The 13,839-nt window shown below is 36.5% G+C and carries 12 protein-coding genes; 7 read left to right on the plus strand and 5 right to left on the minus strand.

Going from position 1 to position 13,839, the window contains the following annotated elements:
- Nucleotides 1-52 precede the first annotated feature (52 nt).
- The 3 genes from lysS (at nucleotide 53) to ABD682_RS00105 (ending at nucleotide 4,778) form a co-directional block, all read left to right on the plus strand.
- The gene (gene lysS, locus ABD682_RS00095) at nucleotides 53-1,747 is read left to right on the plus strand and encodes a lysine--tRNA ligase (protein ID WP_344737683.1); all 1,695 of its coding nucleotides are present in this window, start codon (nucleotides 53-55) and stop codon (nucleotides 1,745-1,747) included.
- A 340-nt stretch (nucleotides 1,748-2,087) separates the two neighbouring features.
- Entirely contained in the window at nucleotides 2,088-4,157 is a 2,070-nt protein-coding gene (locus tag ABD682_RS00100; RefSeq protein ID WP_344737685.1) for an ATP-binding protein, read from the plus strand.
- 159 nt (nucleotides 4,158-4,316) lie between these two features.
- Nucleotides 4,317-4,778: a hypothetical protein gene (locus ABD682_RS00105; protein WP_344737687.1), complete on the plus strand. Its 462-nt coding sequence runs from the start codon at nucleotides 4,317-4,319 to the stop codon at nucleotides 4,776-4,778.
- Between the two features lie 69 nt (nucleotides 4,779-4,847).
- Here ABD682_RS00105 and hemL read toward each other — a convergent pair whose 3' ends face one another.
- From hemL to ABD682_RS00120, 3 genes are read right to left on the minus strand one after another with little or no spacing between them, the layout of a single operon-like run.
- Complete coding sequence (hemL, locus tag ABD682_RS00110) at nucleotides 4,848-6,134, minus strand: glutamate-1-semialdehyde 2,1-aminomutase (protein ID WP_344737690.1); 1,287 nt, start codon at nucleotides 6,132-6,134, stop codon at nucleotides 4,848-4,850.
- A gap of 15 nt (nucleotides 6,135-6,149) precedes the next feature.
- Nucleotides 6,150-6,947, minus strand: a complete 798-nt coding sequence (locus ABD682_RS00115; protein WP_344737692.1) for a glucosaminidase domain-containing protein — start codon at nucleotides 6,945-6,947, stop codon at nucleotides 6,150-6,152.
- Between the two features lie 4 nt (nucleotides 6,948-6,951).
- Entirely contained in the window at nucleotides 6,952-7,851 is a 900-nt protein-coding gene (locus tag ABD682_RS00120; protein WP_344740785.1) for a 1-aminocyclopropane-1-carboxylate deaminase/D-cysteine desulfhydrase, read from the minus strand.
- A gap of 128 nt (nucleotides 7,852-7,979) precedes the next feature.
- Between ABD682_RS00120 and ABD682_RS00125 the strand changes: the two genes are divergently transcribed.
- The 4 genes from ABD682_RS00125 (at nucleotide 7,980) to ABD682_RS00140 (ending at nucleotide 10,705) form a co-directional block, all read left to right on the plus strand.
- On the plus strand, nucleotides 7,980-8,138 hold the full coding sequence (locus tag ABD682_RS00125) for a C1orf53 family protein (RefSeq protein ID WP_344737694.1): 159 nt from the start codon (nucleotides 7,980-7,982) through the stop codon (nucleotides 8,136-8,138).
- The gene (locus ABD682_RS00130) at nucleotides 8,080-8,202 is read left to right on the plus strand and encodes a hypothetical protein (protein WP_344740819.1); all 123 of its coding nucleotides are present in this window, start codon (nucleotides 8,080-8,082) and stop codon (nucleotides 8,200-8,202) included. The genes ABD682_RS00125 and ABD682_RS00130 overlap by 59 nt, the downstream gene beginning before the upstream one ends.
- A gap of 36 nt (nucleotides 8,203-8,238) precedes the next feature.
- Entirely contained in the window at nucleotides 8,239-8,790 is a 552-nt protein-coding gene (locus ABD682_RS00135; RefSeq protein ID WP_344737696.1) for a DUF4136 domain-containing protein, read from the plus strand.
- A 157-nt stretch (nucleotides 8,791-8,947) separates the two neighbouring features.
- Nucleotides 8,948-10,705, plus strand: coding sequence for an aromatic amino acid hydroxylase (locus ABD682_RS00140; protein WP_344737698.1), 1,758 nt, complete (start codon nucleotides 8,948-8,950; stop codon nucleotides 10,703-10,705).
- 4 nt (nucleotides 10,706-10,709) lie between these two features.
- Here the strand turns inward: ABD682_RS00140 and ABD682_RS00145 are convergent, their stop codons facing one another.
- Both ABD682_RS00145 and ABD682_RS00150 read right to left on the minus strand, forming a co-directional pair.
- The gene (locus tag ABD682_RS00145; protein ID WP_344737700.1) at nucleotides 10,710-11,465 is read right to left on the minus strand and encodes an enoyl-CoA hydratase/isomerase family protein; all 756 of its coding nucleotides are present in this window, start codon (nucleotides 11,463-11,465) and stop codon (nucleotides 10,710-10,712) included.
- Between the two features lie 1,432 nt (nucleotides 11,466-12,897).
- Nucleotides 12,898-13,839, minus strand: a complete 942-nt coding sequence (locus ABD682_RS00150) for a GSCFA domain-containing protein (protein WP_344737702.1) — start codon at nucleotides 13,837-13,839, stop codon at nucleotides 12,898-12,900.

Below are 13,839 nucleotides of genomic sequence, written 5' to 3' on the forward strand. Positions count from 1 at the left end.
ACACCATGCAATTGATTATCTTTGCGGCGTTAAATTTTAGATCGTATTTGAAATGTCGCAATTATCAGAGCAAGAACTTGTAAGACGAGAGAAATTAGAAAAAATTCGTGAATTGGGAATCAACCCTTATCCGGCTGATTTGTTTGAGGTGAAAAACACTTCGAAATCGATAAAAGCGAATTTTGTGGAAGGCGAAACTGTGGTGATAGCAGGCCGATTGATGTCGAGACGTATTCAGGGTAACGCGAGTTTTGCCGAGCTTCAAGATGCGGAAGGTCGTATACAATTGTACTTTAACCGCGATGAAATTTGTCCGGGAGACGATAAAACAAAATACAATACCATTTACAAGAAATTACTGGATATTGGCGATTTTATTGGGATCGAAGGAACTTTGTTTACCACGAAAGTAGGTGAAAAAACCGTGATGGTTAAAGACTTTACTTTGTTAAGCAAAGCCTTGAGACCTTTACCGCTTCCTAAATTGGATTCGGAAGGGAATATTCATGATAAATTTGACGATCCGGAATTACGTTATCGCCAGCGTTATGCTGACCTGGTAGTGAATCCACATGTGAAACAAGTGTTTGAAAAACGCACAAAATTATTTAATGCTATGCGTCAGTTTTTTAACGACGCCGGCTATTTTGAAGTGGAAACTCCGGTATTGCAACCTATTCCGGGTGGGGCTGCTGCGCGTCCTTTTGTTACCCATCACAATGCCTTAGATATCCCATTATACATGCGTATTGCCAATGAATTATATCTGAAACGTTTGATCGTTGGAGGCTTTGATGGTGTTTATGAGTTTTCTAAAAACTTTAGAAACGAAGGTATGGATCGTACCCATAATCCGGAATTTACGGCGATGGAAATTTATGTGGCCTACAAAGATTACAACTGGATGATGGATTTCTGTGAACGCTTGCTAGAACATTGTGCCATGGCTGTTAATGGCACCACCAAAGCGACTTATGGCAAACATGAAATAGACTTTAAAGCACCGTACCCTAGAGTTACCATGGCCGAAGCTATAAAAGAACATACCGGTTTTGATATTAGTGGAAAATCAGAAGCTGAGATCAGAAAAGCTGCGGAAGACATGGGTGTGGAAGTAGACGACACCATGGGCAAAGGAAAGTTGATCGATGAGATCTTCGGTGAGAAATGTGAGGGTAATTACATTCAGCCAACCTTTATTACTGACTATCCAAAGGAAATGAGTCCGTTGTGTAAAGAACATCGTGATAATCCTGAATTAACGGAGCGTTTTGAACTGATGGTTTGCGGTAAGGAAATTGCAAACGCTTATTCAGAGTTGAATGATCCTATTGATCAAAGGGAACGTTTTGAACACCAACTAAAGTTGGCTGCTAAAGGTGACGATGAGGCTACTGAATTTATAGATTTTGATTTCTTACGTGCTTTGGAATATGGTATGCCACCAACTTCAGGTATGGGTATTGGTATGGACCGTTTGGTGATGTTCTTAACCAATAATCAATCGATCCAGGAAGTGCTGTTCTTCCCGCAAATGAAACCTGAGAAAAAACCGCTTGCCATTAGTGATGATGCAAAAAAGGTTTTGGAACTATTGAAGCAACCGAAAAGTTTGGAGTTAACGGACCTTAAGGGGATGACCGGTTTATCAAACAAAAAGTGGGATAAGGCTATTAAAGAACTTACCAAAAATAAAGTGGCAACCGTTGATAAAACCCCCGACGGTTTGTTTGTGAACTTGATTTAAAAACGTATTTCTCAAAATAAATTTAAAATCCGGATGATATGATTTCATCCGGATTTTTTGTTTTTATTCCGAACCTAAAAGACCAACTTACTTAGAAAAGGTTTCACTATATAATAACCTATTTCATATTCGATTAAATTTTCGATAAACAGCATAAACACCTTAAAAACAGCCAAAATGTTTTTAAACAACTGGATAACAAGGTTTTATACAATTTTCAAATTTTTAAAAAACTAGATAAAGTGTTTATTTTTATCGATGTAATGCAATTTTTATTGTAAGAAAATAAAAATTGTACTACTTTAGGCCTCAATTGAACGCCTAATTTCCCTAAGTCACCATGGCCAAGAAAAAGTTTTTAGACTTTAGTATACCGTTAATGGTCTTTGTACTACTCACAGCGGTTATTTCTTTGATTTATATCGTTGCTTTAAATAAGCATTATAACGTTATTGATGAGCAGGTTCATGATACCGGCAAGTTATTGTCTAAGGAATTTTATCAACAATTTAATTCTGAAGTTTCCAAACTGGAGGATCTAAAAAAACGTCTGGAGCACACCAAAGGATCTTATTTTTCTAATTGGGAATACGACGCCAATTTATTACTTGAACAAAGTGGATCATTTAAGTTTATTGAATGGATTGACAGTTCCATGATCATCCGAAAAATAGTTCCGGTTATTGGAAATGAAGCTGCCCTTAATCTGAATATTTCAAAAGTAGACTACCGTAGAAACGAATGGTTGGAACACAGTAAAAATGGATTGATCAATATTACACCATGGGCTGAACTTACTCAAAAAGGAAACTCCTTTTTAGTGGATGTCCCAGTATATTTTCACGACAGATTCCAAGGTACCATAACGGCCGGTATGGATTTTACAGATGCGTTCGACCGTTTGGTTGACTACCAGAAGAATCAGTATACTGTAGAACTCTATGATGATAAAGGCACCCTGTTCTACAGTGTCAACAAAGACAAAAAACTAAAGAGTCACCTTTCTACCTATGACGACTCTTTTATTGAGGTTGATATGTTGGACCACCAAAAATGGCATTTAAAAGTTTATCCATCTGAAACTTTGATGCTAGCTGAAGGAAGAGATATTATTGATGTTGCATTCATTTTCGGAATTGTGCTCTCTTTTTTAATATCCGGTTTAGTGTATTTTTATTTAAGAGCCAAAAAAGGAACGCGCTTAGCATTTCAGTCGTATTCCAAACTTATTGAGACCAATAAAATTATAAATCATGAGCGGGATCGTGCTCAAAAGGCTTCCCAGGCCAAAACAGACTTTTTGTCGAATATGAGTCATGAGATCCGCACGCCATTGCATGCTATTTTAGGATTCATTGAACTAATAAAAGGAAGTAAACTAAGTTCAACAAATAGAGAGTATTTGAATTTGATGGAAAAATCTTCTACGAATTTATTAAGTATCGTAAATGATGTATTAGATATAGAAAAGATAGAGTCCGGTAAATTAGAATTACACAAAACTTGTTTTAATCCTTCCGAAAAAATTAAAGAACTCATTGATGTGAATCAATTTATTTTCTTGAAAAAGGATCTTTATTTACAAGGTGAGTTTCCTGAGCACTCCTACAATTATGTTATGGGAGATGAAACCAAACTTCAGCAGATCATAAACAATCTACTTAAAAACGCCTTAAAATTTACAAATACCGGAGGCGTAACTTTAACATACAACGAGACTAAAACAATAAATAATGAACTAAACATTAATATAAAAATCAAAGATACCGGTATTGGTATTCCAAGCGAAAAACTGGATGACATCTTTGAGCGTTTTACTCAAATTGAAAACAGTATTAAAAAAGAATACCAGGGCAGCGGTCTTGGATTGTACATTTGCAAGACCTACGCTAATATGATGGGCGGAGATATCGAGGTGAGAAGTGAATTAAATAAAGGCACCGAATTTACTTTTAATGTCATTATGCCTTTAACCGAAAATAATGAAAACACAACCTCTGCTATCCAAAAATCAGTCAAATTCTCAGATCTGGAAGTATTGATTGTAGATGATAATAGTTTGAATGTTATAGTTCTTAAAAAGTTTTTGGAAGACTTCGGAATAACACCCGATATTGCAAATAATGGTATCGTGGCTCTTGAAAAATTTAAAGAGAACAGACCTCAACTTGTTTTTATGGACGTTCACATGCCTAAAATGGATGGTTGGGAAGCCACACGTGAAATACGCAAGCTTGACAAAGAAGTTATTATTTTTGGCTTATCTGCAAACGTTACCTCCGAGGCTATTGATAAGGGCATTGAAAGCGGGATGAACAATTACCTTTCCAAGCCTTTCAAAAAAGATTCCTTGCAAAAACTACTGTACTTCCATTTTGAAAGTACCGAATTTATTGAGAAGGCCGTTTAGATTCTTCTTCATTTAAAAATCTTCATTTTTAATCCCTTCAATCGAGTTTAGTAAGAATTGAAGGCTAAACCCTTTTGTTAAAAAGAGGTTAAAAATACATCGGCATTAAACCTTTCGACATTTTTCAAGTCCTACATACAAATTCAAAAAACGTAAGACATGAAAAAATTAATTTTATTAGCTGCATTAGCTATTTCAGTTCAAGCTTTCGCTCAAGATGACCCAAGACCAGAACGTCCTCGTGGTGAACGAGCTGAAAAAATGATGAACCTTTCCGCAGAAGAAATGGCTACGCTTCAAACAAAAAAAATGACCTTATTTTTAGATCTGAATGCCTCGCAACAAGACCAAATTCAAAAAATCAATCTTGAAAATGCAAAACAAAGAAAAGCGATGATGGAAGCTCGAAAGGCAAAAAGAGAACAAGGTGAAAAACCAACTTCTGAAGAACGTTACGCGATGGAAAATGCACGATTGGATCATCAAATTGCCATGAAAGCAAAAATGAAATCGATCCTAAATGATACACAATATCAAAAATGGGAAAAAGCCCATGAACGCATGGCTATGCGAAAACAAGGTGCCATGAAAAAACACATGAAAGAGAGAAGACCACAATAATTGGTTAGTTAAGTTTAATCTAGTTTGTTGAAAGAAACGCATCTCAGAGTTGAGATGCGTTTTTCAATTTTAAAGCGTCTTAGCCACCTGATTTACTGCATTTATAGTAAAATCTAGATCCTCATAATTTAAGGCATCAGTAATGAACCAGGTTTCAAAGGCACTGGGTGCAATATAAACACCGGCATCCAACATGCCATGGAAGAATTTTTTAAAGGTTTCGTTATTTCCATTCGCAGCGGAATCAAAATCGGTAACCGGATCTGAATGAAAATGTACCGAGATCATGGAACCAACACGATTTATGGTATGCACTATTTTATTATCGAGTAAAACTTTGTGAATTCCTTGATGAAGATATTCTGTTTTATCCGCGAGCCTCTTAAAAATATCAACATCAGAATTCAACGACGTTAACATAGCCAATCCGGCAGCCATGGCTAAGGGATTACCACTCAAGGTTCCGGCTTGATAAACCGGTCCCACCGGTGCCAAATGATCCATGATTTCTGATTTAGCGGCAAAAGCGCCAACCGGCAAGCCACCACCAATTACTTTTCCGAAACAAAGAATATCTGCATAAACCCCATACAACTCCTGAGCGCCACCTTTTGCCAGGCGAAACCCCGTCATGACTTCGTCAAAAACCAACAAAATATCATGAGCATCACACAGATCGCGAAGTTTTTGTAAAAAATTATTTTGAGGTGGGATACAGCCCATATTTCCGGCCACAGGTTCTACAATGATACAAGCAATTTCCCCTTTATTAGCATCAATAAGGTTCTTTACACTTTCAATATCATTATACTGAGCTAACAGGGTATCTTTCGCTGTTCCTTGTGTTACCCCGGGACTATTTGGCGTTCCAAAAGTACTGGCTCCACTACCCGCTTGAATTAAAAACGAATCAGAATGTCCATGATAACAGCCTGCAAACTTGATGATTTTTTCTTTACCGCTGTAACCACGTGCTAAACGAACAGCGCTCATACAGGCTTCCGTACCGGAGTTCACAAAGCGGATCTTATCAATATTTGGCACCATTGAAACTGCTAATTGCGCAATCTTTGTTTCTATTTCCGTAGGCATTCCAAAGGAAGTACCTTTTTTAGCTTTTTCAACAACGGCATCTACAACCGGTTTGTAAGCATGCCCAAGGATCATAGGTCCCCAGGAATTGATGTAATCTATTAAACGGTTTCCATCTTCATCATATAAATAGGCACCTTTAGCTTCTTTCACAAAAATGGGTGTTCCACCCACCCCTTTAAACGCCCTTACGGGAGAATTAACGCCTCCGGGAATTACCTTTTCGGCTTCAGAAAAAAGTGCACTCCTTCGTTGGTATAACATAAATTGTTTTATCTATTAATTTATTACTAATTGTTGTCCGATACTAATTGTTGTACCGGGTAAGTTATTTGTTCTTTGGATGTTCTCTACGGTTGTGTTGTATTTTTTTGCTATCGAATACAGGGTATCTCCTTTAGAAACTGTATAAACGGTTTCATTAGGATTAGAAGGTTCCACATGGCGTTCATAATCATCACCTAAAACTTCTCTGTCCAGATTATGAAGTTGGTAACGATCAATAAGTGCAATCAATTTTTGAGGATATCTTCGGTCGGTTGCATAGCCGGCCTCTCTCAAGCCTTTAGCCCACCCCTTGTAATCTCCTTTTTTTAATTTGAAAAGGTCAGCATAGCGTTTACGTTCCGAAAGAAACAAGGAATGATCCCTGAATGAATATTTTGCATCATTATATTTTCTGAAACATTCGTGCTTTTCATCATCATCATGATAGATTTTTTTACCTGTCCATCCATGACATTTTATACCAAAATGATTATTGGCTTCCACAGAAAGACGTCCCTCGCCTGAACCGGATTCTAAAATACCCTGAGCCAGTGTAATACTGGCAGGGATCCCGTAAAGTTCCATTTCGTGCTGAGCGGTTACTTTATAATCAGCAATATATTTTTCAGTGGCACTGGTATACGCCTTAGGAGTTTCGACTTGAGTATTATTGTTTTCATTAGAATTATCTTCGGAGCTTATTACCACAACAGGTTTTTCGTTTTGATGATTTCGATCGGAAATAGTCTTTCTGGATTTACAGCTGAAGGCTAAAACACCCATTAAAAACAAAAGGTAAAGTCGTTTCATAGTATCAGGTTATTAATGGTAAATTTTTCTTTTTTAATTTTAAGTTCATGCCTTCTATGCCCTGCAAACCTCCTGTATGGATTGCCAGGATCTTCGAATCGGTTGGAAAAAATCCTTTTTCAATTAAATCCATAATGCCAAAAAGCATTTTACCGGTATACACTGGGTCGAGCGTAATGCCTTGTTCAGCTTTGAACTGATTTATAAACTCAACCAGACCTTCATTTATTTTAGCATAGCCTCCAAAATGATAGTCCGTGTTTAAATCCCAATTTGTTTTGTTTGCAAATTTACTAATAATAGTGCTTAAAAAATCGCCTTTCAAAGCGGGAAATCCCAGAATTTGCTGCTGGGCTTCGGAAGCATTAATAATCCCGGAAATTGTTCCACCGGTACCCACAGCACAGCAGATATAATCGAAGTCCTTGTCTTGAGCAGTTAATATTTCCTCACAACCTTTTATGGCTAAACCATTTGTACCGCCTTCCGGAATGGTATAAAATGTACCAAATCTTGATTTTAGATCAGCTAAAAAAGGTTTTGAAATTTTATTTCTATACGCTTCACGCGAAACAAAATGCAGCCGCATACCTTGATCCTGAGCAAACTTAAGGGTAGGATTTGAACTTATTTTAGAAGCCAATTCTTCTCCCCTAATTATGCCTATGGTATTAAACCCATGAATTTTTCCTGCTGCTGCAGTGGCGGCAATGTGATTTGAAAAAGCGCCTCCAAAAGTTAGAAGTGTTTTAAAACCAAAAGAATTAGCTTCAAACAGATTGTATTTTAATTTTCTGAATTTATTTCCAGAAACAAAGGGATGAATTTGATCTTCCCGCTTCATAAATAGCCGAACCTGTGATCCCGTAGGTAGTTTAATCTCCTGATTTTCGATATAATTCAATTTGGTTTCCACCTTTTCTTCCTTAATTAAGAACAATATAATAACTTCATCATTAATAGAATAGCCTGAGATAAACCTATTTTATTACCATTCCTTTTTGTTCAAAATTACAGTATCTTTGTATAACTATGAAACGGATTTTACCACTTGAGGAGGGTGATTATTATTGGACCCCGGAAGGTTACAGGTGCTTTACCGAACAATATCTACTAAAGCGCGGATATTGCTGTGAAAGCGGTTGTAGACATTGCCCGTATGGATTTGATAAAAAAACTAACCAAAGATAAGGCTGGTTTAAATCCTCTGGTTGGTATGATTATTGTGGCCATACAATATGTTAACTTTTTATAAACCACTCATTTTTAGAGCCAAGCAAAATATTTAGCTATGAAAACTTTATTTAAACCATTAGTCCTTGTTATTACTTTAATAACCATGAGTTCCTGCAGTAGTATTCGCGTTGCATCAGACTACGATACCAATGCAGATTTTAATCAGTTCAAAACTTTCGCTTTTTTCAAAACAGGTATTGATAAAGCAGAAATAAATGATTTGGATAAACGCCGAATTTTAAGAGCTATAGAACACGAACTTCTGGCAAAAGGCCTTACAAAATCTGAAAACCCGGACCTTTTGGTAAGTATCTTTACTAAATCGCAACAACGTGTTGACGTTTATAATAATGCCTGGGGCTATGGCCGTTGGGGCTGGGGTGGTTACGGACCCTGGGGCTGGGGATATAACTGGAATCAACCAAATGTATCAACCAGTGTTCAAGGCCATTTATATATTGATCTGATAAGTGCCCAGAAAAAAGAATTGGTTTGGCAAGGTATGGGTACCGGTTATTTACCCAAAAACATGAATAAAAAAGAGGAACGGATAAAAGAATTTGTGGCGAAGATCATGGAGAAATATCCACCAAACAAAATGCAATAAATAATAAAAAGCAATTCTTTGAGAATTGCTTTTTTTATGTCTACAAATGACTTTAAATGAAATCTATTGAAATATATTCTTTTGTTAAAAATTTTCATTAAATTCTAAGTTGAATAAAGAAATTTTTATTTTTACTCGTGATAAAACCCCTGAAAAAATGAATACTGCAATTGAATCCAATCCAATATTAGATCGCTTACCCAAGCATTTAAAGCAGTTCATTAAACCTCAAAACTATGAACATTATTCCGCAATCAATCAGGCGGTTTGGCGTTATGTGATGCGGAAAAATGTGAGTTTTTTAAGCCGGGTAGCACACAAATCATATTTAGAAGGGTTAAAACAAACAGGCATCTCCATCGACCACATTCCTAATATGTACGGCATGAACCGTATTTTAAAGGAAATTGGCTGGGCAGCTGTGGCTGTTGATGGTTTTATACCGCCCAATGCGTTTATGGAATTTCAAGCTTACAATGTTTTGGTTATTGCTAGCGATATTCGCCAGTTAGAACATATTGAATATACGCCTGCGCCAGACATCATTCATGAAGGTGCCGGACATGCGCCTATTATTGCAAACCCGGAGTATGCAGAATATTTAAGACGGTTTGGGGAAATTGGTTGTAAAGCGATTTCCTCGGCTAAAGATTACGAATTGTATGAAGCAGTGCGTCATCTTTCGATCATTAAGGAAGCGGAAGACACCCCCCAAAAGGATATAGAAGCCGCTGAAAAAAAAGTGGACGACCTTCAAAATAACATGGGCGAACCCAGTGAAATGGCTTTGATTAGAAATTTACATTGGTGGACCGTTGAATATGGCCTGATCGGAACCATAGAACAACCTAAAATTTACGGTGCCGGATTACTTTCTTCTATTGGTGAAAGTAAATGGTGTATGACAGATGAAGTTAAAAAATTACCTTACACCATTGAAGCCGCCTATCAAGATTTTGATATTACAAAACCACAACCACAACTTTATGTAACTCCCGATTTTGCCCGTTTAAGTTTAGTTTTGGAGGAATTTGCAAATACTATGGCCCTGCGTAAAGGCGGATTGAGCGGTATAAACAAATTGATACAATCGAAGGCTTTGGGAACCATAGAACTTAGTACCGGATTACAAATTTCCGGAACCTTCACGGATGTTATTGAAGAAAATGGCAAGCCTATTTACGTTCAAACAACCGGAGAAACTGCACTTTCTTACCGCGAAAAAGAATTGGTTGGTCATGGCAAGCAAACGCATCTTAGAGGTTTTGGATCGCCTATTGGAAAACTAAAAGGTATCAACCTGGCTATTGAAGATATGAGTCCGCGCGACCTGGCTGCCTATGCTATTTATGAGGAACAACAAGTAAGTTTAGAATTTGAGGGCGGCATTACTGTTACCGGTGAAATTATCACAGGAAAACGCAATTTACAAGGTAAAATCATTTTAATAAGTTTTAAAAATTGCACGGTAACACATCAAAACACGATACTCTTTAAACCGGAATGGGGCACCTACGATATGGCTGTCGGAAAAGAGGTCGTTTCGGCTTTTGCCGGTCCAGCAGATGTTAATAGCTTTGATCTCATTACACATAAAGTATCCTCGCAAACCATTAAACCGAAAAAATCTCCGGAACGTATAGAGCTTGAAAATCTGTATCAACAGGTTCGTGATTATCGTGAGGGTAAAAACAAAACTATTTCAAGAACCAAGGTACTGGAGCAGCTTATAAATAAATTTCCAAAAGATTGGCTCCTCAGTATAGAACTTTACGAATTAGCTTTTGAAGCTCAGGAAACACATTTGTGCGAACAAATTCTTGACCACCTGGAAGCCGTTAAACAAGAACGTCCACAAATAGGACATCTCATTGATGACGGTTTAAGTATCATTAAAGAAAAAGTAAAGGTTTAATGGTCTATTTTTTGAAACGCTTCAAGGTGTTTTTAGTAAAACCACTTAACACTAACCTGCCACTAATTTTAGCCCTTTCAGAAAGCAGGCTATCCCAGTTATCGGTACCTTCCCAAATAACACGTTTCATTTCAGATAAAGCCTCCGGATTATATTTGCTAAGATTTTCAGCTAAGGTAAAGACAGCATCATCAAGTTCTTTTTTAGTCTCAAACACTTCGGCATAAAGCCCATTTTTTTCAGCAAAATCTGCAGAATAAAAGGCCTCAGCATTCAAGGTCATTTGGGCCATAATCGTTTTACCCATTTTTCTTGAAACAGCCGGTTCAATTACAAAAGGCCCTATACCAATACTTAACTCACTAAGTTTAATGGAAGCATATTTAGAAGCCAAACAATAATCTGTAGCTGCTGCAAGTCCTACACCACCGCCAACGGCCTTACCCTGCACCCTGCCAATAATCAATTTAGAACAACGTCGCATGGTATTGATCACATTGGCGAAACCGGAAAAAAAGCGCTCCCCGGTTTCAGAATCTTCAATAGCCACCAACTCATTAAAACTAGCTCCGGCACAAAAGGTTCTATCGCCACCACTTTGCAATACCAGAACTTTGATGGTCTCATCGGCATCAGCCTTCTTAATCGTTGAAGCCAAATCACTTAAAATGCTGGTAGGCATAGCATTTTTATTGGGGTGAAAAAACTCCACGAATCCAATACCATTTTTATTTTCTAAAGTGACATAGGGTTGATCCATGTTTTAAAATTATCGTGGTTTTAAAGGTATGAAGATACATAAAAGTTAAAAACCTATTAAAAAAGAAAGAGCTTAATATTAAAGCAAAAAAAACATTAGTTTTCTTCGACAGTTGAAGCCTAAACTAATGTATAAAACTAAACTAACTCAATATTTAGTTATTCAAAACTAATGGAATTTTCAAGAGAATGCATTAATTAAAAGTTACCAAAACATTAAGTCTTATTAAGCTTAAAAAAACCATTAGGAAGAGTTTCTAAAAACAAAAAACACCAGACTTAAACGAACGTTTAGAGCCTGGTGTTTTAATATGAACTGATTAATAGCGGAATGAATTTAGTTGAAAAACCCGTATCTCCGATAAATTTTCGATTAAATGTTATAAAAAAAGTTTAATCGCAAAATTTTAACACTCGCTACAGCCCTTTGTCCCGCGTAAGCTACTACAAAAAATAATTCGAATTATTTAGGAGCGACGATCTAAAACCGATCATCAGGATCTCCTGCTTTCGAATTTTCAGATATTGATAACTATAACTATGGTAGCTTATAACTTCGAAAATTGGGGGCGACAAACAGGAAAGGTATTTTCAAAGCCTATTTAATTCGCGGTTAAGGGCTGGGAGTGTTTCAGAGAGAATAATAGCAATTACTTTCTCATAGATCATTTTCTATTTCATAGGTTTAATTTTAAAAATTTAATTTTTCATAATTTTTTTTATCGCATACTTTTTTAGTTAAAGGCTCCGGAAAACTCACCCGAGGGAAGGTTATTAGAGAAAACAGAAGCCTTTATGGATAACTAAATTTTACTGAAATTAACCCCTGTAGATGGATGCTGTTGATAAAAATGTGAATGCTTTCTTCAATAACAACTTTACACACTAAACAGGGTTCAGTCAAAACAGGATTTGGAAACTGGGTAACGTTTTATCGATAATCCCTTTCAATTCCATTGTTTTTGGTTCCTTAAACAAGGTTCGAGACTTCCGGGGCAGTAGGCTATACCCCGGGCTGAAAATTCCCAAAAATGCCGAATCGATTCATAATGTTGTCAATCACAGCGTTTCTTCCTTTAGAAAATAAAATTTCAGATAATCTCGATAGGTTAGGTGTTTTACTTGTAATTAAATCTTTTTGGACTATTGTGTTCTTTAGGGCTACAAAAAAGACAATACTTGAGAGATTTTTTTTCATAATGGTGGTTTTGATTTGGGGCAAAAAAGGTTTTAAGCGATTTTTAATTAATTTATTGATAACTATAATTTTAAAAACTTTAATTCTTTATTACGAGAGTAAAATTATATAAATTGTTTTGTACTGTATTACGGGAATCCTCAATGAACCACATTTTATACTTAATTAAAGGAAAAAAATATGGAAAAATGTAAATTAGGTAAGATTCGCTCCGATTGGATCGCTTTGTAAGGTCTTAAAATTTCAAATGCTTATAGCGTTTTTGTAATGCAGCCTTTTGGGTTTCTAATTTTTGAAGAAATTCCTGATGTGCCCTGGAATCAGCATTGAAAGGAATATGTTGCAAGCCTTTTTGTATTTTTAAAATGGCTTCCATAGTTTTTTCCGCTTCCGGCGAAAGCCAAACCGATATGAGGCGCTCCCAAATATAGTCGATACCGATCTTATTCAGATGAATCATATCTTCACTATAAAAACGATAATCCCTTAATTCATCCATTACGATTTCATAGGAAGGAAAATAAAAAACACCCTCAGATTTCATTTGATGAACAGCACTGATCAAATGAGCCTTACTTTGCATATTTTCAACAAAGCCGTCTTTTAAATGACGCACCGGTGAAATGGTAAAAATTATGGAAACTTTTTCATTTAAAGATCTAATAGCCTTGACGCTTTTAGCCAATGATTCCTTTACCTCGTCGACACTAAAAAGCACCTTGGTAAAGTTCTTTTGAGGAAGTTTATGGCAATTGGCTACCAAACTATGGGTTTCATTTAAGAGGTATCCCCAGGCCGTTCCTAAAGTGATAAAAACATGCGTTGCCTTTTTAATTGCCGCTTTCGCGGAATTACTTTCCGAATTTAAGTTTTGAATAAGTTCTTCCTGATGAGGCTGACTTAAACGCGAATGAGCATCAAAACTATGCCACCGTTCATTATGTTGAAACACATCTTTTGAATCAAATTGATAATCCTCAACGGCTCGTTGTAAAAAGCGTTCGATGGCGGCCGGGTGAAATAAAATCCCAAAAGGATTTTGAACCATTTGAAATTTATAATCCGAAAATATTTGTCCGATATTTTCAGAGAAACAAGACCCTAAAAACACCAAACGGGAATCATAATCTATCAGATTTGACGCCTGTTTTAAAGGTATTTTGGTCTGAAGTTTCAT

It is taken from the genome of Gaetbulibacter aestuarii, from assembly GCF_039537665.1.
GTDB lineage: Bacteria > Bacteroidota > Bacteroidia > Flavobacteriales > Flavobacteriaceae > Gaetbulibacter_A > Gaetbulibacter_A aestuarii.